We start from the raw sequence: 21,154 nt of genomic DNA, 5'->3' as shown, positions 1-21,154 counted from the left end.
CCACCCTGGCCCGAACCGCACCCGGGCACAACGGTCGTCCACCGGACGGCGGCGCCGGAGCAGCGGAGCCACTGCCCGGCGCCACCGGAGGGGCGTCAGTCCTGCGTCGGCAGCTCGTCGAACTCGACGACCTGGCGGATCTCCACCTCGATGTCCTGGTCGAACAGTTCGACGTACCGCTTGGCGAACTCGACGGCCTCCGCCCGGTCCGCCGCGTTGATCAGCGCGAACCCGCCGATGACCTCCTTGGCCTCGGCGAACGGGCCGTCGGTCACGCGGATCGCGGCACCGCGCGGCTTGCGGACCAGCGAGCCCTTCTCCGTCGGGTGCACGCCCTCCGCGGTGATCAGGATGTCCTTCTCCGCCGACTCCTGGATGAACGCGCCCATCTTCTCGATGAACTCCTGGCTGGGGTTCCAGCTCTTCGGGTCCTGCTCGTCGACCCGGTGCATCATGAGAAACCGCATGGTGTCCTCCCTGGTGTTTTACGGCCGGGGTCCGGTGCGTTCCCGGACGCGGTGACCGGCCTTCACCCCCGCGTCGAACGGCCGCGACCGGCGTTCGACATTTCCCCGGAGAGATTTTTCGGGCAGAGTACCTGTGACCCGCATCACCCGGAGAAGGGGAGGAAGGATGCCCGTCCTGCTCGCGATCGGCACGCGCAAGGGCCTGTGGCTGGCGACCAGCACGGACGACCGCGCCACCTGGGACGTCACCGGCCCGCACCACCCGATGACGGAGGTGTACGCGGTCGGCATCGACACCCGCCGCGCCACCCCGCGGCTGCTGGCCGGGGTCACCAGCGAGCACTTCGGGCCGAGCGTGGCCACGAGCGACGACCTGGGCGCCACCTGGGCCGAACCCGACCACGCCCCGATCGCGTTCCCGGCGGACACCGGCGAATCGCTGGCCAGGGCGTGGCAGCTCGTGCCCGGCCCGGCGAGCGAGCCGGACGTCGTCTACGCCGGCACCGAGCCGTCCGCGCTGTTCCGCTCCACCGACGGCGGCCGCACCTACGAGCTCGTCCGCGGCCTGTGGGACCACCCGCACCGCGAGCACTGGACGCCCGGGGGCGGCGGCAAGGCCATCCACACCGTGCTCCCCCATCCCACCGACCCCGCCCGCGTCACCGTGGCGATGTCGACCGGCGGCGTCTACCGCACCGCGGACGGCGGCGCGTCGTGGGCGGCGAGCAACACCGGCATCAAGGCGGTCCACGTGCCCGACCCGTACCCCGAGTACGGCCAGTGCGTGCACAAGGTCACGCGGCACCCGGCCGAGCCGGACCGGCTGTTCGCCCAGGTCCACCACGGCGTCTACCGCAGCGACGACGCCGGCGCGACCTGGCAGTCCATCGCCGACGGCCTGCCGAGCGACTTCGGCTTCCCCATCGTCGTCCACCCGCACCGGCCCGAGGTGATCTACACCTTCCCGCTGGTCGCCGACGCGATGCGGTTCCCGCCGGACGGCCGCTGCCGGGTGTACCGCAGCGAGGACGCCGGGAAGTCGTGGGAGGCGCTCGGGCCGGGCCTGCCGGACGGGTACTGGGCCGGCGTCATGCGCGACGCGATGTGCACCGACGACGCCGACCCGGCCGGGGTGTACTTCGGCTCGCGGACCGGTGACGTCTACGCCAGCCGCGACGACGGCGACAGCTGGCAGCTCGTCGCGGCCCACCTGCCCGACGTGCTGAGCGTCCGCGCCGCGAGGGTGTGAACCGTGCGGATCACCGTGCTGCTGCCCGGGACCCTGCGGGAGAAGGCCGGCGGCGAAGCCAAGCTGGACGTCGAGGTCGGCGAGCCGGCCACGCTGGGTGCCCTGCTCGACGCGCTCGCCGAGCGGTACCCGGCGCTGGAGCGGCGGCTGCGTGACGAGCAGGCGAGGCTGCGCCGGTACGTCAACTTCTACGTCGACGGCGAGGAGTGCCGCCGTCGCGAAGGCACCGAGACGCCGCTGCGGGCGGACGCCGAGGTGCAGATCATCCCGTCGGTCGCGGGCGGCTGAGCTCGTCGAACAGGGCGGCCGCCCGGTGCGCCGTCGCGGCCGCCCGGCGTCCGGTGCCGGCCAGCGCCAAGGCGACCAGACCGGCCCCGAGCCCGGCGACCAGCCACCACACGCCGGACGCGGACCCGGCGAGCGCGACCCCCAGGGTGGTGCCGGTCTGCCTGCCGGAGGAGGCCAGCGAGGCCGCCACCCCGGCCATCGAGCCCGGCATCCCGGCGACGGCGGTGTTCGTGATCGGCGGGTTCACCGTGCCGAGGAAGACTCCGAACAGCAGGAAGGTCGCGAGCACCAGCGGCAGCGGGGTCGCCGGGCCGAGCCACGCGGCCGCGGCGCCGCCCGCCGCCAGCGCCGTCCCGGCGACGACCAGCGGCCCCCGTGGACCCCGCGTGCCGACCACCCGTCCGGTGCGCGGGGACAGCACGAGCACCGCCGGCCCGACCGGGAGCAGGCACAGCCCGGCCGCCAGCGCCGTCATCCCGCGCACCTCCTGGAGGTACCGGGTGGCGACGAAGAGGAACACCCCGAACCCGCACAGGGCCAGCAGTGCCATGAGGATCGCCGAACTGAACGCGATGCTGCGGAACAGCCGCAGTTCGAGCAGCGGGTCGGCGCGCCGCGGTTCGTAGCGGAGGAGGCCCAGCACGCCGAGGCCGGCGAGGGCGAGCAGGCCGAGGATCCACGGCGACGTCCAGCCCAGCCGGGGCGCCTCGATGAGGGCGGCGACGACGCTGCCGAGCACCAGCAGCACGAGGACCTGCCCGACCGGGTCGAAGCGGCGGGCCCGCGGCGCCCGCGACTCGGGCACGAACAACGTCGTGGCGACGAGCGCGGCCGCGATGATCGGCACGTTGACCCAGAAGACGGCCCGCCAGCCGAAGCCGTCGACGAGCACACCGCCGAGGATCGGCCCGAGCACCAGCGCCAGGCCGGACATCGAGCCGAACACGCCGATCGCGCGGGCGCGTTCGGCCGGCGCGGGGAAGGTGGTGGCGACGATCGCCATCGCGACCGGGTTGAGCATGGTGCCGCCGGCGGCCTGCAGCGCGCGGGCGGCGATCAGCCAGCCGATGCCGGGGGCCAGGCTGCACAGCAGCGACCCGAGGCCGAAGACGGCCAGCCCGCACCGGAAGACGCGACGGCGGCCGAACCGGTCGGCGGCCGAGCCGGCGAGCACCAGGAACGCGGCCAGGACGAGCGTGTAGGCGTCGACGGTCCACTGCAGGCTCGAGACGGAAGCGCCCAGGTCACGGCGGATCGAAGGCAGGGCGACGGTGACGATGGAGATGTCCATCACCACGACGACGATGCTGGCGCAACAGATGGCGAGCACAAGGCCGGGACGGTTGGTGGTCATGCTTCCGACGCTAGGATTTAGAGCGTGCTCGAAGTCAACCCGATCCCCGCGGAGGGCCTGACCATCGCGGACGCGGCCCGCCGCACCGGGGTCAGCGCGCACACGCTGCGCTACTACGAACGGGCGGGCCTGGTCGTGACCCGGGTCGACCGCACCAGCGGCGGCCGCCGCCGCTACCGGAAGCTGGACCTGGACTGGATCAAGATCTGCACCAAGCTCCGCGCGACGGGTATGCCGATCAAGACGATCCGCCGGTACGCGGACCTGGTCGCCGCCGGCCGCGGCAACGAGCGGGAGCGCCTGGCCCTGCTGGAGGAACACCGCGCCGACGTGCTGGCGAGGCTGGCGGAGCTGCAGGAGAACCTGCAGCTGATCGACCGGAAGATCGGCGTGTACCGGGGCCGGCTCGAGGCGGGCGACGCGGATGGGCTCTGGGCGCCGGTGCCGGATCAGCCCAAGCCGCTGTAGGCCGCGGCGACCATGGTCATGCCGCGGCCGTCACCGACGACGGCGTCGAGCATCTGGTTCATCGCGTAGGCGACGGTGAGACCGGCGTCGAGGTCGTTGAACACCAGCGAACCGCCCATGCCGCCCCAGAAGCAGGTGCGGCCGCTGATGCCGTAGCCAAGGCCGTACCGCATCCGCACGCCCAGGCCGTGGTCGAGACCCTGGTACTGCTCCTCCAGCGCCCGCTCGCACCCGGCCCGCGACAGCAGCCCGGCACCGCCCGAGGTGAGGACCGACTGGACGAGGGCGACCGAGCGGGCGTTGCCGTAGCCGGAACCCGACGGGATCTCCGCACGCCGCCACGCCGCGGTGTTCGTGTCCGCGGGCTCGATGACGGGATTGGGGGCGGCGTCGAAGAGCTCGGTGGGCGGCGGCACGGTCAGCCCGCCGGGCGGCGCGAGCTGCGGCGCGACGCGGTGGTGCTGCGCGTCGGGCAGCCCGATGTGGAAATCGGCGCCCAGCGGCCCGGCGATCTCGGCGGCGAAGAACGCCCCGATCGTCCGGCCGGTGATCCGGCGGACGACCTCACCGAGCAGAAAGCCTTGCGTGACCGCGTGATAACACCCGATTTCCCCGGGTGTCCACCGCGGCTCCTGCGCGGCGAGCAGCGCGGTGACCTTGGGCGCGTCGGCCAGGTCGTCGAGGGTGATCGGCGTGTCCCAGACGGGCAGTCCCGCGGTGTGCGACAGCACGTGCCGCACCCGCACGTCCGCGGCGCCGAACCCGGGCCAGTACCGGACGAGCCGAGCGTCGAGGTCGAGGTCTCCCCGATCGGCGAGGACCAAGGCGCACAGGGCGATCATCGTCTTGGTGGTGGACCAGACGTTGGTGATCGTGTTTTCCTGCCAGGGCACGGTTTTCCCGGCGTCGGCGTAGCCGCCCCACAGGTCGGCGACGGGCTCGCCGTGGTGGAACACCGCAACGGAGGCGCCGACGTCGTCCTTGGCCAAGGACTCCGCGAGCGCGTCGCGCACCTCTCCGAACCGCTCGTCGCACGTTCCGCGCACCTCGACCATGGGAGCCGACTCAACTCCACCCTCGTCGACCGCGCCACCGAATTAAGGAGGCTGCCCGCTGTGCGTGTCCCGGTGCGGGCCACCGCCACCGTCGACGAGGGGCGCGTGCACCGCCGGCGCGCGTCACTCTGCGAGATCGCGCCGGAGCACAGCTGACGGCGACGGGTCCCCGGGGCGGGCGATGATCGACTGGGGTGCCGTCAACTACCGTAAGAGCGTCTGGGTGCTCCGACGGTGATGGCAAGGCGGCTGGTGAAGGAACGCGAGTTGCGGCGCCGCTGCAGGCGGCTGCTGAACGAACTGGGCATCCGCCCGCCGCTCGACGTCCTCGAGCTGTGCCGCAGCGTCGGTGCGCAGCGCGGCCGCCCGATCCGGCTGCTGCCGCACCGGATCCCGGTGCCGGGCCCGTTCGGCGCCTGGATCGCCACCGCCGAGGCCGACTACATCGTCTACCAGCAGGACACCAGCAAGGCCCACCAGCGCCACATCATCCTGCACGAGCTGGGCCACATCCTGGCCGGCCACGGCGCCACCGCGGAGAACCAGGACCTGGTCGGCAAGCTGGCGCCGGGCCTGGAACCGGAGGCGGTCGGGCGCGCCCTGCTGCGCACCTCCTACGACACCGACCACGAGCGGGAGGCCGAGACGGTGGCGACGATCATCCTCGAGTGGGCCTCGGTCCTCGACCGGGTCGCCCCGCCGTCGTCGGACGCGGGTGCCGCGCGGCGGCTCGACGCCGCGCTGGACGAACGGCTGGGCTGGCTGTGAACAGCAAGATCACGCTGATCGTGGTCCAGGGCGTCATCCTGTTCCCGGCGCTGCTGTGGAAGATCTACCAGCTCACCCGCGCCCCGGGTGACGTCGCACGCTGGATGGTCACGGCCTGCCTGGCCTGCTTCGCGGCCGCGTACCCGCTGGGCCTGCTGGCGGGCGACGTCAACCAGCCGTACCCCGGGTCGATCGTGCCGCTGCTGTTCCAGCACGTCTTCCTCTGCGGGCTGGTCTTTTCGCTGGCGTGCTTCTTCCTGTTCTCGGCCCGCCCGGGCTCCCGCGCGCGGCGGCGGGCCCGGCTGGAGGCGATCCCGCTGGGCGCCGCGATCCTGGTGATGGCCACCGTGACGGTGTTCATGCCGGACGTCCCGCCGGCGCAGTACCCCCGCGGCGCGGTCTCGGTGTTCTACCTGGCCGCCGACCTGTACCTGACGTACGGCATCGCGAGCTCCTGCTTCTTCGCCCGGCGTTACGCCCGCGGCGCGGCCCCGCGGCTGGCCCGCGGGCTCTCGGTGGCGTCGGTCGGGTTCGCGTTCGGCGCGGTGGGCGGCGCGACGCTGATCGCGGTGGTCCTGGTCCACTGGGCGGGCGCGGCGATCCCCTGGCTGCTGGTCCAGGCCACGGTCTGGCTGGTGTTCCCGAGCGCGATCCTGCTGGTGGTCGGCCTGTCGTACCCGGGCGTGGCCACCCGGCTGGCGGCGGCCCGCGTGTGGTGGCAGCACCTGCGGACCTACCACCGCCTCCGTCCGTTGTGGACGAAGCTGCACGAGGCGTTCCCGGAGGACGCGCTGAGCCGCACGCCGTTGGGCCGCTGGGACACGCTGAGCGTGCGCGGCGTCCACCGCCGGTACTACCGGCGGGTGATCGAATGCCGGGACGGGCTGGTCCGGATCAGCCCGTACGTGGCCCGCCTGGACGGCCCGCTGGCGGTCCGGCTCGTGGAGGCGTTGCGCGCCCACGCCCGGCGTGAGCAGGTCCCGGAGCAGGGCACGCCGATCGCCATCCCGGACGGCGGGGGTCTGGACGACGACGCCCGCGAGCTGGTGACGTTGTCCGAGTCCCTGAAGGCGGCGGCCGCCTGACCGTGGCGCGCTGCTCGTCAGCCGAGGCCGCGGGGTCAGCCCTTCGGATCCGGTGCGCCGAACGACGCGAGCCACACCTCGACCGGACTGGCGCACGTGGGTGCCGCGCCCGCCGCGCAGTCCTGCTGGTTCCAGAGCAGGAAGCCGGCGACCAGCAGGACGATCAGCGCCCAGGGCCGCAACGCCCGGGTCAGGCCCAGCTTCGGCAGCCCGCGCCGGATCAGCTCCTCGGCGGACTCGACCACGGCCAGCACCGCCGCGCCGTACCCGTAAACCGCCTCGGGCGGCTTCCGCCCGAAGTGCCGGGTCAGGCGGGCGACACCCAGGTCCGGCAGCAGGAGCAGGACCAGGAGCGCCTGCGTGAGCATCGTGACCGGGCGGACGAGCGCGTTGCCCGCCCACGGGAGCAGCCGCGCCGTCACCAGCCGCAGCAGGACGAAGGCGAGCACCCCGACGATGATCAGCTCGCCGAAGGCCCGGAACGGCAGCGAGAACCCGATCTGGGTCGCCGCGGTGTCGACCAGGCCGATCAGGTCGCCGAACACCGGAACGTCGCTCACCGGGTTGAGCACTTCACCGCTCGCCGCCATCGTCCTCGTCCTCGTCGTCTTCGTCGTCGTGCAGGTCGGCTTCGTCGTCGTGCAGGTCGGCGCGGGTGGCGTCCGCCGTGACCCGGGGCGGCGAGCCGGGGTTCTTCGGCAGCCCGAGCATCGTCCGGCTGGCGTCGTTCAGCAGCGGCTTGAGCTCGGTCAGGGTCACCGCCTTGTTCTCCAGCGCCATCTGGAGGATGCCCTTCGCGTTTTCGAGACTGAGCTTCTTCTGCTCCTGCAGCAGCCCGATGACGTCCTGGATGTCCTCCTTGTGCCCGGCCAGCCGCAGGGCCAGCACGTTCGCGTCGTCCTCGCGGATCGCGTCGGCGTAGACCTTCATGCGCTGCTGCTTCAGCTCGAGTTCGTGCTGCTGCTCGAGCCGCTGCATTTCCCGCGCGTGCTCCGCGCGCAGCCGGCGCACCTCGTGCGAGAGCCGTTCGGTCTCGGAACTGCGCGCGAACTCGGTCCGGCTGGCGATGTGCTTGCGTGTCGATTCGTCCAGGTCCAGGACTGCGGTGCAGCGCGTGACAACCACCGCGTCGGACATCCGCACCTCGCGGTCGCCGAACTCGTGCGCGATCCGGCGCTCGGCGTTCGCGCTGTCCTCCACGCCGAACTGACGCGTGACTTCGCGCAGCTTTTCCTCCAGGAACCGGCCGATCGCCTCCCGCGGTTCGACCTTGCCCGCCTTCACCGCGGCGACCGGGTCGCTGATCCGCCAGGTGACGCGCACGCTCGCGGTGTAGGTGAACGCTTCTTCGGCCGACGGAAGGCCGAGTTCGAACACCTCTTCGTGCGGGGTGATGTCGACGAGGTACATCTCGCGCGGAGTGGCCAGCCACACTTCGCCGGCGGTCAGCCGGCCGGCGCCGACCTGGTAGTCGCCTCGCTTCGTGACGTAGACGACCGCGGAGTGGCCGGACGACGCGGGGTTGTTCTTGCGCAGGCTGGAGCGGGTCACCTCGAGCCGCTGCACGGCTGTGCCGGCGCCGCCGGTGTCCGGCCGGTCATCCGGTTCCGGAGCTCGATCGGTCACTGTGGTCCCTCTTCCTGGTCGAAGTGTTCGAGCACGGTCCGGGCGGCGGTGACCGGCCCGTCGGGGTCTTCGGCCCAGTCCGCCAGGTGGGTGCGGATGCTCGCGGTTTCGCCCGAGCGCGCGCCGATGTCGCGCAGCAGCCGCGCGAGCGGCCGCGTCACCGCCGGTTCGCGGCGGGTGATCCGCACCCACTGCTTCATGTGGACGTACGTGCGTCGCTTGAAGTCGATGGTCACCAGCAGCCGGGCGAAGAGCAGCACGATGTGGCGCCGCAGATCCGGCCGGTGCTCGGCGAACCAGACCAGCGCGGGCCAGCGTTCCGAGCCGTCGGCCTGGATTTCTACGTAGTGCGAGGTGATCAGGACCGCGAGCAACGCCGTCAGCCGGCGTTCCACGAACTCGTCGTCCCGCGACCAGCGCACCAGCGTCCGCAGGACCAGGCCCGGGTCGGCGCGCACGAACAGGTCGCTGATGGCTTCGCCCACGCGGTAGGCGATGACCCAGTCGGCGTGGCGGGCGAGGTACCTCAGCTGTTTGAGCGCCGCCTCCGGGCTGATCGAGGTCGTCGTGCCGAGGGCCTGCGCCGCCGCCGAACGCAGCTGCGGGAGCGTGTGGCGGGACCAGTGGCGGAGGAGCTTCGAGATCTGCAGGCCGTAGTCCGGCAGCCGAGCCGGGACCTGCAGGGCGGCGACGGCCGCCCAGCGCTGGTCGGCGTCGCCGAAGACCGCCCAGGGGTTGATGATCCGGCGGTACACGTTGACGAAGTCGTACTGGCTCAGCAGTCCCGCGGCGACCCCGGCCCGGATGTAGACCTGCGGGTTGGGGATGCTGCCCAGGGCGAGGAGCCAGTCCAGGACCACGTCCAGCGCCTGGGTGTACTGCGTGCGCACGTGGTCCAGCACGAGCTGCGGGTACCGCTCGTCCTGGAAACGGGCCTTCGTCACCGGCACATCGCCGAACTCCGTCTCCTGCGAGCCGTTGGCCAGCTCGGCGCGCGCCTGCTGGACCCGCTGGGTGAGCGAGACCGCGAACACGTCACGGGACCGGTCGCCGCGCCGGGGGATGGCGAGCTTCTTGAAGCGGTCGGCCAGCATCGTGGCGGCGGTCGAGACCAGCTGCACCGGTTCGTCGTTGAAGACGGCGAGGGCGATGACGAAGGCGCGTTGCTCGAGGTCGGCCTGAGCGTCGAACCACTCCCCGAAGCCCGCCTTGCCCGCCGCCGAGTACCGGTTCCGGACCGTCTCGAACCCGATCCGGTCGTGGGCGACCTCGATCAGCAGGTCGCCGAGCTTCGCCAGCTCCCGGGCCGGGACCTCCTCGGTGAGCTGAGCGATGATCTCCTTCACCTCGGGGCGGGACAGCACCTCGTGGTCGGCTTCGGGAGCGGAGCCGACGAGGCCCCATTCGACGTAGCGTTCGAGCAGCCGGTCGGGCTTCACCCGGGTGAAGCCGGTGCTGACGAGGTCGCCGATCTCGTGCATTGGCAGGCGTGTCGATTCGTCGACGATGACGACCATCATGCAGCCCCGGTCGCGCATGTACTGCCCGAGCCGTTCGGCGTGGAAGGCCTTCAGGGTCGCGGCCTGGTCGGGGTCCAGCGATTCGAGGAGGTAGCCGTGTCCGGGCTCGAATTCCTTCGGCTGCAAGCTCTTCAGCCGCGCGTCGGGGTCGAGCTTGCGCACGCCTTCGTGGCAGCTGCGGTGCAGCAGGTGCAACGCGGTCATCGTCCGGCCGGTGCCCCCGCGCGCCTTGATGAACAGCAGCTGGTGCTGCTCGAGCTTCCGGGTCAGCTCGCGGTAGTCGTCGGGCTCCACGTACGCCTCGTCGATCTGCGCGAGCACGTCCTTCGCGACCAGGCCACTGCGGACCCGGATCTCCAGCGAACGCCTTCTCCCGGCGAAGTTCTGGTCGCCGACCTGGCCGACGGCGGTGTCGCCGAGGAAGAAGTTGGCCGTGCCGCCCGCGGCGGCGAACCCGCTCGCGCCGACGCCGAACATGGCCTGGAACGCGGTGTCCATCCGGCTGGCGAACAGGCCCCACTGCTGGGCGCTCTCCGGGTCGGCGGCGCGGTCCTGCGCGGACCGGACGTTCTCCTCCTCCTCGGCCTTTTCCTTGTCCTTCTCCTTGTCCTGTCCCTCGTCCTGGGGCTTCCGGTCGTCGGCCGCGCCCTTGTCCGGCTTCTCCTCCCCTTCGGGTTCGGGTGGCGCGTCGGAGGTGTCGCCCCCGGACTCGGCGGGGTCCGGGTCAGTGTCGGTCATCGTCGCTCCCGAAGAAGTTGACGTCCCCGATCTGGCCGGCGGTCACCGGTCCGCCGAAGTGGTACGTCCGCGGCGCGGCTGCCCCGGCCGGGGTGGCCCCGGCCGGGCGCGCGGGCCGCCCGTACTGGGGAAACCCCGGTACCTTGACGTAGAGGCCGCGTCCGTCGGCTGTCGTGGTCCAGGAGAACTGAGCGGGGTTGCACCCACCGCGGCCCGGCCGGATCACCGTGTCGAACACCCGCTGGGTCGCCACGATCACGCAGCCGGCCTCCGGTACCCGGTCGAACACGTCCGCCACGGCGGCGGAGGCCGCGGCCTCGGCCGCTTCCGTGAGGTCGACGGATTCCCCCGGCTGCCCGGCCGGGACCTGACCGCGGTGCACGGCGATCCTGAGTGCCGGCACGGACCCCTTCCGGGCGAGGTCGGCGATCGTGGCCGTGACATCCACGACCACCTCGGCGACCGAGAGCACCGCTTCCGGAACGACCGCCGTCACCGACGAACCGCGGGCGGAAATCAGCTCCGGCGCCACGGAAACCCGGCAGTGTGACAGCGCTTTCCGTACAAGATCTTCGAGGTCAGTGTGCGGATCCGCCTTCACGGCCAGAATCGACGCGGAAACAGTGGCCGCCTGCGGTTCCCCCGCCAGCTTTTCGAGGAGGATCCGCACGAGCTCGGCCGGGGACGTGACCCGCGCGTCGACGTACCCGGTGGTGCCGCGCAACCCGGGCACCGGGGTGTCGTCGAACCGCACCGGCAGCAGGTACGCGCCGGCTTCGCGCATCGCCCTGTCCTGCACGGACCGCCGCTCGTGCCTGGTCCAGACCTTGCGCACGTACGCCTCGGAAGCGAACAACACGCAGAAGCGGGATCCGCGGTTGTAGATCTCGTCGAGGTGCGTGTACAGATCCTCGCCGAGCAGTTTCGCCGTCTCGTAGGCGTCGTAGAACACGGTGCGCCCGGCCTTTCGCAACAGCTCCGCGACTTCTTCGACATAAGGCCGTTGCTCGGTCGCGAACGACAGGCAGAAGTCGTACGGTTCGGCTGCGGGACCACCCATGTGCACTCCCTCGTCGGGTCCCCGGAAATCGACGCCATGAGGGTCGCGGCACCGGTCGCCGTCGTTACACCCGCCGATTCGGGTACGACGGAGTGTGGACCGCACCGGTGGATAGGCCGTGGACGAAAAGTGGACGGCACCGTGCGGCGCCGCGTTGTGGTTGACTCACCCCCGTGGTTCACGACGCGGCTGACGCCCGGCGCGGTTCCTGGTCCCGCCTGACTTCGACCAGTGTGTTCAGTTCGCCGTGGTTCGAGACGCGCCGCGACACCGCGCTCCGCCCGGACGGCTCCACCGGGAACTACGACCACGTCATCTCCACCGGCTCGGTCACGGTGGTGGCCGTGGACGAAGCCGGCTTCGTGGCGGTGACGCGGCAGTGGATCTACACGCACGAAGGCGTCCAGTGGCGGCTGCCCGCCGGCCGGATCGAGCCCGCCGACCAGGACGCCGAGACCGCGGCCCGGCGCGAACTGCAGGAGGAGGCCGGGCTTTCCGCGCGGACGTGGCAGCCCCTGGGCGTGATCAATTGCGCCGACTCGTTCACCAATCACCGCGATCACGCCTTTTTCGCCACCGGGCTCACACAGGGCACTCCGAACCTCGACCCCGGCGAAAGCGATCTGGAGATCCGGCGGATTCCCTTCGACCAGGCCCTGTCGCTGGTCGTGCAGGGGGAAATGCCCCACGCCGGCAGTTCGTACGCGCTCCTCATGGCCCGGACTCTCGGACTCGGCTGAGCACGCGTTTTCCGTTGTTGCCTTGCGCTACGGCGGGTGTTGTACTGCATACCGGACCGTGGGAGGGGACATGACCGGCTCGTTCGGCGCGCACCTGCGACGGACCCGTGAACAGTCCGGAATGAGCCTGGGCGCACTCGCCACGAAGATCAATTACAGCAAAAGCTACCTGAGCAAGATCGAAAACGACCTGAAGCCGCCGACGCCGGACATCGCCCGGCGATGCGACGCCGTGTTCGGCACCGCCGGCCTGCTTTCTTCGCTTGTCGGGCAATCCGAAGCCGAGCCCGGCGCCGAAAGCCGGGAAGACGGATTCGACGCGTCACCGGAGCTTCCGCTGGCCGGGCGGGCCGCACACCCCGCCGCGATCGACGAGCCCGTGCTCGAGGGCCTGCGTGCGGCCTTCGACCAGTTCCGCCACCTCGGCACGATCAGCACCCCGGGCGCGGTGCTCGGGCCGGTGGTCGCGCAGCTGCACGTCCTGCGCGCCGCCGCGCACGGCCAACCGGAGCAGGTCCGCCGGCAGGTGCTCCTGCTGGCCTCCCGCGCCGCGGAGTACGTGGGCTGGATGAGCCAGGAGGCCGGCGACGAAGCGGCCGCCCTGTGGTGGACCCACCGCGCGGTCGCGATCGCCGAGGAAGCCGAAGACCGCCATTTCGCCGGCTACGCGCTGGTCCGCCAGGCCGAAATCGCGATGTACCGCCAGGATCCCCTGACCACGATCGACCTGGCGATGCAGGCACAGGCCGTGCGCAGCGCCGGGACGCGGATCCGCGGGCTCGCCGCGCGGTGCGAGGCGCAGGGGCGCGCCCTTGTCGGCGACGCCGACGGATACCACCGCGCCCTCGAACGCGCGACGAACCTGCTCGCCGAGCGGGATCCGGTCGTGGCCGGCACGCCACACCTGGGTTCTGCCAGCGTTGCCGACGAAATCGCGCTCAGCCACGGCTGGTCCCTGTACGACCTCGGACGTCAGGCCGAGGCGGCCGAAGTGCTCGACGCCCACGTCACCGGGATCGCGGCGGGCGCGCGCCGCGCACGGGCCCGGTTCGGGGCCCGGCGCGTGCTCGCGCACGCGGGCAGCGGGGAAATCGAGCACGCCTTGGCACTGGCACCGGCCGTGCTGGAAGACGCGCGGTACGTCGACTCCGCGACGATCCGGACCGACCTGCGCGAGCTGGCGAAGGTCTTCGCCCGGTGGCACGGGCATCCCGGAGTGCGCGAGCTGCGGCTCGAACTGGCCACCCTGCTCCGGTTGAAGCCCCGCTACACCCCTTGACCGGCCCGGGTCAGCGGTCGAGCCACGGAGCGAGCAGCTCCTCCAGATCGGCGTCCGAAAGCGCCCGCGGCCCGCCGTGGAACTCGTGCCACCGCGAGGCGTCCCGCGCCGCGGTGTACTCGACCTCGTACGCCCGCATCAGGACGTACATGAACGTCACCGAGCTGAACCGCTCACCGAGCAACGTCCGGGCCTCACGAGCCACCTGCGTGGCACCGCACACGTCCGACAGCTTCAACGATTCCGCAGCCGGGTCCAGCAGGCTGGGGGCATACATCACGACGATTTCTCCATAACCGAAACGAAACTCAGCCTTCGGCAGCAAGCTGCCCACAGGCGGCGGCGATCTCCTGGCCGCGCGTGTCCCGCACCGTGCACGCTACCCCGCCCGCGTTCACCAGCCGCACGAACTCCCGCTCCACCGGCTTCGGCGACGCGTCCCACTTGCTGCCCGGCCCGTGCCATCACGATCACTGAGCCACCAAGCGCACCACCGCTGCAGGTCGTCCCGACGGAGCCTGCTCAGACTGGCTTGAACCGCCTGTACACCACTGGAGGCCAGCCAAGATCGTAGGTTCCCCAGTTCAGCGCCGCGCTTCCACGGTAGGCAGGGATGGTGAGTCTTTCGTAAAGCGGAAGCCTCAAGTACGAGTAACCGGCCCGGAGCGCGGCCAGGGCGTGGTGAACGAGCGCGACCTCGTCCAGGACGGGTTTGGCGCCCGCGTCGCCGCGCTCCTCGACAGACGAAAGCCTGCTTTCGAGTTCTGCGGGCGTTCCGTCGAACTCGTACAGAACTTCTGCGCCGCCGACCAGCATGATGCCCAGCGACGATTCGACGACCACCTCGACCCGATGAGCTTTTCCTTCCGTGCGCGAGAGCGTGAGGATCTCCTGCAGGCCATCAGAATTCGCCGGCTGCGCGGTGAGCCGAAAAGCGGCATCCGGGAGCCGTACGTCCAGGGCGGCTCTTAGCGCGGTCGCCCACTCGTGAGTTTGTCCGGCGGGATCGAGATCTGTCCATGCCATGAGTCAGTAACGCCTGGGCCCCTTCATGATGTGGTAGTGCCGGAACCGCTTGCTGAGGAACGGCAGGCCGACCCGGAAAGTCGAGTTCTTGGGATGCTTCCCTACGCTCCAGCCTATCCTGAACACCTTGGCCGTCCTCTTGTTCCACGTTCCGGAATGGCCGGCACCCCGGTAGGCGTTACGGATCTCGTTCGGCATGGCCGAACTCGAACCGAACCTCCGGCTCATGAAACCCATCGTCCGCGTCTTGGCCACGATGTTGCCGACAAGCCGGGTGTACCGCGTCACACCCCACGTCACCGCCCCCAGCGCATAGGAAATACCGGCCGCGACGTTCCCCTGGGCGAAGTTGCCGGCCGACGCCACGGCGCTGGCGACGGCTCCGATCGGGCCGGGGATGAAGGAGGCGACTTCGGCGACCTTGGTGACGACGCTCACCGCGGCCTTGAGCCAACCCCACATCTTGCCGTCGAGGTCCTGCGCGTTGATCGGATCGCCTACGACGTAGTCGTAGTCGTTGGCGGATCCGCCGTCGACCGGATCGACGGACAGGAATCGCCCGAGCAGCGGGCTGTAGGGACGTGCTCCCATCTGGACCAGCGACAATGCCCCCGTGTGTTCGTAGGGCCGCTGGTACTGGCCGAGCCAGCCGTAATCCATCGCGCCCGGCGAGTTGTCGGGCACGTTCTGCGTGTCGACGCCACCCGCTGCGTCGAGCGGCTGGCCGTAGGGATCGAAGGTGCGCAGGCCACCGGCCTGCCGGCCGGCCGCATCAGTCGTCAGGACCAGGTCGCCGCGAACAGATGGGTGATCGTAGGTCGGAGTGAACGCCCCATCCGAGCCGACCTTGCTGACATACAGAACGCCACCCGGCAGGGTGAGGGACAAGCTGGTGAGCCTGCCGTCGGCGTTCATGGTCAGATCGGCGGTGTCCCCGTCGCCCGTGTAGCCGAAGCGGACGACTGTGTTGTTGTCGCAGTCGCGCGGATCGCGGCGGACGATGCGGCTCGTCGCGTCGCGGACGTAGCTGATGTCGGCGTTGAGGGCAGCGTTCGGCCCGACGGTCTTCACGCCGATGTTGCGGTCGGAGCCGTCCCAGGTCAGGGAGGTCGTGCTGCCGTCCGCGGCTTTCCAGCCCGTAGTGTTGCCGTCCGCGTCGTAGCCGAACGAGCCGAGTGCGGTGGCCCCTTCGGTGGCGATCAGCCGGTCGGCGGCGTCATAGCAGTAGCGCGTCTCGGCCGATCCGGTCGAGGTTTCGTCCACCAGCCGCACGCGGTTGGTGTTCAGCCTCGCGTTCGCCTGCGTCCCCGTCGGGCACGAAGCGGACGCGGCCGCGGTGTAGTCGTAGGTGTAGTGGTGCCCGGGGACATAGGCCTCGGTCAGCCGTCCGACACCGTCGTAGAGGTAATTCGGCGCGTTTGGCCGCGCATCGCTTCCCGCGAGCGACTCGTCGATGATGGTTCCACCGGCGGTCCTGCCGACCTGGGACACCACGTCCCGGCCGTCTCCGGTCCGCCAACCCAGGCCCAGGACTCGGGCACCGTTGTCCTTGGTGACGGACGCGAGCGCACTCCCGTTGCCGTACGTGACTGTCGACAGCTCGCCTGCAGAGTCATAGCCGGCGGTGGCCAGCACTTGACCGTCGAGTTTTTGAGTCACGACCAGGCCTGCATCGTCGTAGGCGGGCGTGATCGTGTGAGCTGCATCAGCCTGGTTCGGAGGTGTGACCGTGGAGGAGCTGACCCGGCCGACCCGGTCGTAGGCCGTCGTGGTGCGTACACCGTTGACATCGGTGTACCCGGTCACCCGACCAAGGAAATCCGTCGTCGTCGTGATGACGCCCTTGTCGTCGGAAACCGAAGTCGTCAGTGGGTCACCCCCGACCGCGTAGTCGTGGCTGACGATGCGAGCGGGCGCATCCTGGCCCGCCGGCACCTTCTCCTCCAGCGGCCGATCGCGCGCGTCGTAGCTCGTGCAGGTCCAGGGACCGCCGGTCGCCTCGGCGACCACACGTCCGGACGCGTCGTAGACCTGTTCGTCGACCCGGGCCGGTCCTGCCGCGGGCGTGGGAGCCGTCGTCAGCTTCGGCATCCCGCCTTGGTTGATCGCAGGTATCCCCGGCTGGCAGGGATTGATGCGGGTTTCGGTGTCGCCGTAATAGGTGTAGGTCGTCTTCGCCCCGGTCGGCATCGTCTTGCCGACCTTGCGGAGGTAGCCAGCGCCGGGGACCTCGTAGGAAGCCCCTCCCGACAGGTTGAGACCGCTCGGGTTCGCCCGGCTGGAACTCGCCAAGCCGTAAATCGGGTCAAGACCGTCCTCGCCGTACTTGGTGGCACCGCTCTTGTCCTGGACGCCGTCCGATTCCGCCGAACTGGTCGACGTCTTCAACCCGTAACGGGGGAGCAACTGGCTGCCCGGGACCGGCTGCTGGGTGCCGGACGGCGTAGTCCAGTGCAATTCCAGCTGCGCGGTCTGATCGAATTCGTAGTAGTCGATGCGGATTCGCTTCGTCTGGCCCGCGCTGTCGCTGTGCACGACACCTTGGCGCCACGCGGGCGTCGTGTTGCGCCAGTCATCGATGATCAGCTGGTCGTCGATCCAGACCCGGACTCCGTCGTCGGCGAGAAGGCGCAAGGTGTAGTCGCCGGCCGTTGGGAACGCGATGTCGCCGGTGGCGCGCAGGGCGAAGTGGTCGGCCGGGATGTTTGCCGCCGGCGCTGCGGTGCCCCAGTTCTTGACCAGCGTCCCGTCAGCGGTACCGAGGCCCGTGGTGTAGGTCTTCGGCGCGCCGGTGAGCTGGTCGTTGTCGTACCAGGCCACCGACAGGCTGTTGATACCCTCGTCGTAACCGTTGTGCGCGTGCCCCATGCCGCCTGGGCACACTGAGGGCAGCTGCCCGTTGAAGCACGAAGCCGGCGCGGGACCGTAAGTGTCGACCGGACGATCCGCGTAGTCATAGACGGTGGTGGTTTTGCGTCCGGCGGCATCGGTTACCGAAACCTGCAGATCCTTCTGGTTCCACTCTTGTGCCGACGTCTTGCCGGCGCTGTCGGTCACCGAAAGCGTACGATCCGCATCGTCATAGGTGACCTTCGAGAAGAACCCGGATGGCGGCGTGATGCCCGCGACGTCGGTGAAGGTCTGACGGTTGGCTGGGTCGTACCGGTACGACCGGCTGGGACGAGCCTGACCGATCGACGGCACCGACGAGGCCACCGTCGTCACCTTCGGCTTGGCGCCGGTGTCGTAGGTGATCAGGTTGGTCAGGTCGCCTTCGTACGACTTGCGATTGGCACTGTCCGCGGCGATCCAGTCGTTGGCCAGGCTTCCCCGCGTTCCGGCAAGCAAGCCCTGCGCGTTGTAGCCGTAGTCGCTGATCTCCGCACCTGGGTCCTCGATCCGGCCGAGCTGGCCGGTTCCGACGTACCACAGCCTCGTCTCGGAGCCGTCCCAGTAGGTGATCCGGCAGAGCATCTGCGACGGCGGGAGGCTCGCGGCTCCCGCCGGCGGGGTGGCGCCGCCATAGCAGTCGTCGCCGGAGCGGTTGTAGTGCAGGACGTGGGACCGCTGCGAAACCGGGTCTTTGATCTCCCGCAACCGCGACGGGTTGCCGTCGTAGATGTACTGGAGCGCCGCAGGCTTCCGCGAGTCCGTGGTGGCGGTCTGGCTTTCGAGCTTCCCGTCGGCCCGGAAGGCGAAGACCTGGCCGCCGTCGGTGAGCGTCACCTTACCGGCCGTGTCCACCGCGAGGACACCGTCTTCGTTCGACGGCGAGGTGTAGCCGCCGGTGCTCTTCTTGGTCCAGGTGTGCTTGGCGCCGGTGGCGTCGGTGATGACGATGTTCTGGTCGGTGACCTTGGCTTCGGTGTAGCTCGAGCCGTCGCCGTCGAGGTCGGCCGAGAGGGTCCAGCCCTGCGGCAGGACCGGCAGATCACTGGTGAACAGCCAGTCGGCGGGTACGATCTGCGGGGCGACGGTGGTGTTGTCGGTGGTCCGGACGAACAGCCGCATCTTCGCCGCACTGGTAGCTTCGGCGTTCTCCACCTTGATCGGCACCCGCTGACCCGCGGTGAGCGAGACGTTGGTGGCCTGCGTCCAGTTCAGGTCGCTCGCGGTGTTGACCTCGTAGACCTTGCCGCCGTTGATCCACACGGTGGCGCCGTCGTCGTGGACACCGGCGAACTGGTAGGTCCCGGTGACGGGGGCTTGGAAGAAGCCTTCCCAACGGGCGACGAACCAGTCGGCCGGCAGCGCGGGCGCGAACGGGGAGTCGGTGCCCCAGTCGACGTTGACCTGCGGTTCGGTGCGCACCAGGACCGGCTGCTGGGCGTCGCTGATGATGCCGTTGTGGGAAAGGTCGACGAAGTAGGACGCCTTGAGGCCCTTGTTCTCGACCTGCTGCGAGTTGTAGGTGAACGACAGTCCGGCGTTGCCGCCGACGGTGGTGAACGTCGGGGTCTGCTCGGCGGTCGACACGTTGCCGTTGGCCAGGTTGACCGTGACCGGACCGGCGTCGTCGGTCGGTGAGGGGCCGTGGTCGCCGATGCGCTGGTCGATCTTGAAGTGCCCGACCCACGTCGGTGTGATCGTTGTCGTGCCGCTGTAGGTCATCGCCTGCCAGGTGTAGGCGACGCCGTCCTGCAGGATCCCGGCCGGGACCGTCCAGGTCGGCGTGGTCAGGCAGCCGGACTCGACCACGACGCCGGACTTCGCGTCGGCGCCGGTGGCGATGCGGAAGCAGTACTTGACCTGCTCGCCGTCCGGGTCGGTGACCGGGTTGACCGCCAGCGTCGGGGTCAGCGACGTCGTCACCGCGCCATCGGCGGGGCCGACCAGCGTGGTCGCCGGCGCCGGCGAGCCGGTGTCCACAGTGAGGGTGGCGTTGAGGTTCTTGTACGTCCACGTCCCGGGGTTCTCGGCGCCGATCATCATGAAGAACACCGAGCCGTCGCGGGCGTTGACGCGGTCGCGAATGAACCCGGTCATGCCCTCGCCGACGAAGCTGCCAACGTCACCGACCAGGGCGCTGGTCATGTAGCCGCCAACGCCGTTGTAGTTGAACGCCGACGCGTGGTACAAGTTCGCGTTCCACGTCTTCAGCGAACCGACGACGCTGGTGTTGCGCGTGAGGTCCATCCGCGCGCCGACCACGGTCTTACCGAACAGCGGCGAGTAGTCCATGTGGAAGACGCTGCGGTTGTAGGTGTCGCCCTTGGCCTGGCTGTTGCCGATCCGCAGACCACAGGCGTCGCAGTTGGTGCCGTCGGAGCGGTAGGAGTGCGACTCGGTGACGCCGTAGGTGAAGGTCGGGTCGACGAACACCGGGTAGACGCGCTTGGGGTCGCGCAGCCAGTTCGGGTCAACCGCGACAGTCAGCCACCAGTCCGCGCCAGCCTTGTCCAGAGTGTAAGTTCCGCCCGTCATCGCTGGCGCGGTCTCGTCATTGCCCGCGGAGTCCCAGGTCTCGATCGGCGGCAGCACGATCTTCGCCGCGCCGCTCTTGTCGGCGAGGGTGACGGCGCCGCTGCGCTCCAGCTTCGGCGTCAGGTCACCGGTGGTGAGCTTGAACTTCCACGACGAGCGGCCGTCGGCTGGCGGGCGCTTGAGCTTGATGGTTTCCTTCACCGCACCCGGGGTGACTTCGTAGTCCAGGTCCGTGCCTGCGGCGACCTCCGGGTAAGTGACCGAATCACCCTTCACTGCAGCCGTCACCGGTGCGGCCTGGTCGAGCGCCAGGCTGGCGGCGTGGCCGCCGGACTCGACCTGCAACACTGCGGCGTCATTGGCCTTGGTGGCCATGGACGGGCTGAGCGGGTGGTGGTCGGCGTCGGCTCGCTTGGTCGCCGTGTCGGTGGCCAGGGTCGTCTGGACCGGCTGCCACTGGCCGTGCTCGTCTTGGACGTTCTGCGGCTGGTTCGACTGCCGCACCGAGTGCGTGCCGTCGGCATTGACGTATTCGGTGACGAACATCGATCGCGACACCGGTGTCGACCGCTGCGGATCGAAGTGCGTTCCGGCGCCACCGTCCAACCGGCTCTGAGCTGCGAAATCCGCCTTCGACGGCGCCTGCGGCACGACGGGCGCCGGCGCGGCCGAAGACAACAACCCGACGTCGCGAGGATCGATCGGCTTCAGCGCGGATGGCGGCGCCGCGACGGCTTCGGCGCTGCCGACGACAAGGGTCATCGTCAGAGCGAGCACGACCGCTCGGACCCAGCGGACCAGTTGGACAGGACGCGACAAGCGCAGCACGACCAGTTCCTCCCCCGGCGGCCCGGCATCGCCACGACCGCCCCAATGGCCCGCGGAGCGCAACTGCCGCCGCGGGATGGTGCGAGCACACCGCGCACGTCATGCCCGGCCTGCCCGGGGTCGGGAAATCTCGTCCCTCGCCCGCACTCTGCATCGATGGAACCTCACACGGTCGTTAC

Annotated in this window: 17 protein-coding genes and 1 pseudogene; 7 read left to right on the top strand and 11 right to left on the bottom strand. The window is 70.2% G+C overall.

Features of this window, described 5'->3' with window-relative positions:
• Positions 1-95 precede the first annotated feature (95 nt).
• A complete protein-coding gene (locus tag BLW76_RS13515) occupies positions 96-467 on the bottom strand; it encodes a YciI family protein (RefSeq protein WP_091306870.1) in 372 nt (123 codons plus the stop codon).
• Between the two features lie 166 nt (positions 468-633).
• On the opposite strand from BLW76_RS13515, the gene BLW76_RS13510 reads away from it, so the two are divergent.
• Entirely contained in the window at positions 634-1,716 is a 1,083-nt protein-coding gene (locus tag BLW76_RS13510) for a WD40/YVTN/BNR-like repeat-containing protein (protein WP_091306868.1), read from the top strand.
• Positions 1,717-1,719: 3 nt separating this feature from the next.
• The gene (locus BLW76_RS13505) at positions 1,720-2,004 is read left to right on the top strand and encodes a ubiquitin-like small modifier protein 1 (RefSeq protein ID WP_091306865.1); all 285 of its coding nucleotides are present in this window, start codon (positions 1,720-1,722) and stop codon (positions 2,002-2,004) included.
• Here the strand turns inward: BLW76_RS13505 and BLW76_RS13500 are convergent.
• A complete protein-coding gene (locus tag BLW76_RS13500; RefSeq protein WP_091306863.1) occupies positions 1,979-3,358 on the bottom strand; it encodes an MFS transporter in 1,380 nt (459 codons plus the stop codon). The two genes, BLW76_RS13505 and BLW76_RS13500, sit on opposite strands and share 26 nt — an antisense overlap.
• Before the next feature lie 24 nt (positions 3,359-3,382).
• Here BLW76_RS13500 and BLW76_RS13495 point away from each other — a divergent pair, with 24 nt between their 5' ends.
• Positions 3,383-3,826 carry a MerR family transcriptional regulator gene (locus BLW76_RS13495; protein ID WP_091306861.1) on the top strand — a complete coding sequence of 148 codons (444 nt, stop codon included), beginning with the start codon at positions 3,383-3,385 and terminating at the stop codon, positions 3,824-3,826.
• Here the strand turns inward: BLW76_RS13495 and BLW76_RS13490 are convergent.
• On the bottom strand, positions 3,808-4,881 hold the full coding sequence (locus tag BLW76_RS13490) for a serine hydrolase domain-containing protein (protein WP_091306859.1): 1,074 nt from the start codon (positions 4,879-4,881) through the stop codon (positions 3,808-3,810). The two genes, BLW76_RS13495 and BLW76_RS13490, sit on opposite strands and share 19 nt — an antisense overlap.
• Positions 4,882-5,133: 252 nt before the next feature.
• Between BLW76_RS13490 and BLW76_RS13485 the strand changes: the two genes are divergently transcribed.
• Both BLW76_RS13485 and BLW76_RS13480 read left to right on the top strand, forming a co-directional pair.
• Positions 5,134-5,649: an ImmA/IrrE family metallo-endopeptidase gene (locus tag BLW76_RS13485; RefSeq protein ID WP_091306856.1), complete on the top strand. Its 516-nt coding sequence runs from the start codon at positions 5,134-5,136 to the stop codon at positions 5,647-5,649.
• A complete protein-coding gene (locus BLW76_RS13480; RefSeq protein ID WP_091306853.1) occupies positions 5,646-6,734 on the top strand; it encodes an MAB_1171c family putative transporter in 1,089 nt (362 codons plus the stop codon). The genes BLW76_RS13485 and BLW76_RS13480 overlap by 4 nt, the downstream gene beginning before the upstream one ends.
• A gap of 35 nt (positions 6,735-6,769) precedes the next feature.
• Here the strand turns inward: BLW76_RS13480 and BLW76_RS13475 are convergent, their stop codons facing one another.
• The 4 genes from BLW76_RS13475 to BLW76_RS13460 are packed head-to-tail and all read right to left on the bottom strand — an operon-like array spanning position 6,770 to position 11,678.
• Complete coding sequence (locus BLW76_RS13475; RefSeq protein ID WP_091306852.1) at positions 6,770-7,324, bottom strand: hypothetical protein; 555 nt, start codon at positions 7,322-7,324, stop codon at positions 6,770-6,772.
• Complete coding sequence (locus tag BLW76_RS48485; RefSeq protein ID WP_091306849.1) at positions 7,308-8,360, bottom strand: SPFH domain-containing protein; 1,053 nt, start codon at positions 8,358-8,360, stop codon at positions 7,308-7,310. Before BLW76_RS48485 ends, BLW76_RS13475 begins: the two co-directional genes overlap by 17 nt.
• Entirely contained in the window at positions 8,357-10,618 is a 2,262-nt protein-coding gene (locus tag BLW76_RS48480; RefSeq protein ID WP_091306847.1) for a hypothetical protein, read from the bottom strand. The genes BLW76_RS48485 and BLW76_RS48480 overlap by 4 nt, the downstream gene beginning before the upstream one ends.
• Positions 10,605-11,678 carry a toll/interleukin-1 receptor domain-containing protein gene (locus BLW76_RS13460; protein WP_091306844.1) on the bottom strand — a complete coding sequence of 358 codons (1,074 nt, stop codon included), beginning with the start codon at positions 11,676-11,678 and terminating at the stop codon, positions 10,605-10,607. The genes BLW76_RS48480 and BLW76_RS13460 overlap by 14 nt, the downstream gene beginning before the upstream one ends.
• Positions 11,679-11,911: 233 nt before the next feature.
• On the opposite strand from BLW76_RS13460, the gene BLW76_RS13455 reads away from it, so the two are divergent.
• Positions 11,912-12,418: an NUDIX domain-containing protein gene (locus BLW76_RS13455; RefSeq protein ID WP_244170154.1), complete on the top strand. Its 507-nt coding sequence runs from the start codon at positions 11,912-11,914 to the stop codon at positions 12,416-12,418.
• A 70-nt stretch (positions 12,419-12,488) separates the two neighbouring features.
• On the top strand, positions 12,489-13,697 hold the full coding sequence (locus BLW76_RS13450) for a helix-turn-helix domain-containing protein (protein WP_091306841.1): 1,209 nt from the start codon (positions 12,489-12,491) through the stop codon (positions 13,695-13,697).
• A 10-nt stretch (positions 13,698-13,707) separates the two neighbouring features.
• On the opposite strand, the gene BLW76_RS13445 is transcribed toward BLW76_RS13450, so the two are convergent.
• From BLW76_RS13445 to BLW76_RS13435, 4 genes and pseudogenes are all read right to left on the bottom strand, one after another.
• Positions 13,708-13,974: a hypothetical protein gene (locus BLW76_RS13445; RefSeq protein ID WP_091319360.1), complete on the bottom strand. Its 267-nt coding sequence runs from the start codon at positions 13,972-13,974 to the stop codon at positions 13,708-13,710.
• A gap of 31 nt (positions 13,975-14,005) precedes the next feature.
• Positions 14,006-14,152, bottom strand: a pseudogene (locus BLW76_RS47720) (dual-specificity RNA methyltransferase RlmN); the annotation flags it as partial.
• A gap of 67 nt (positions 14,153-14,219) precedes the next feature.
• Positions 14,220-14,723 (bottom strand): hypothetical protein, encoded by a 504-nt coding sequence (locus BLW76_RS47715; RefSeq protein WP_143060617.1) that lies wholly within the window; start codon positions 14,721-14,723, stop codon positions 14,220-14,222.
• Between the two features lie 3 nt (positions 14,724-14,726).
• A complete protein-coding gene (locus BLW76_RS13435; protein WP_244170153.1) occupies positions 14,727-20,975 on the bottom strand; it encodes a PA14 domain-containing protein in 6,249 nt (2,082 codons plus the stop codon).
• Between the last annotated feature and the right edge of the window lie 179 nt (positions 20,976-21,154).

The sequence above is a fragment of the Amycolatopsis tolypomycina genome, assembly GCF_900105945.1.
Taxonomy (GTDB): Bacteria; Actinomycetota; Actinomycetes; order Mycobacteriales; family Pseudonocardiaceae; genus Amycolatopsis; species Amycolatopsis tolypomycina.
The sequence above is the reverse complement of the archived record's forward strand: the minus strand, read 5'-3'. Positions and strand labels throughout refer to the sequence as shown.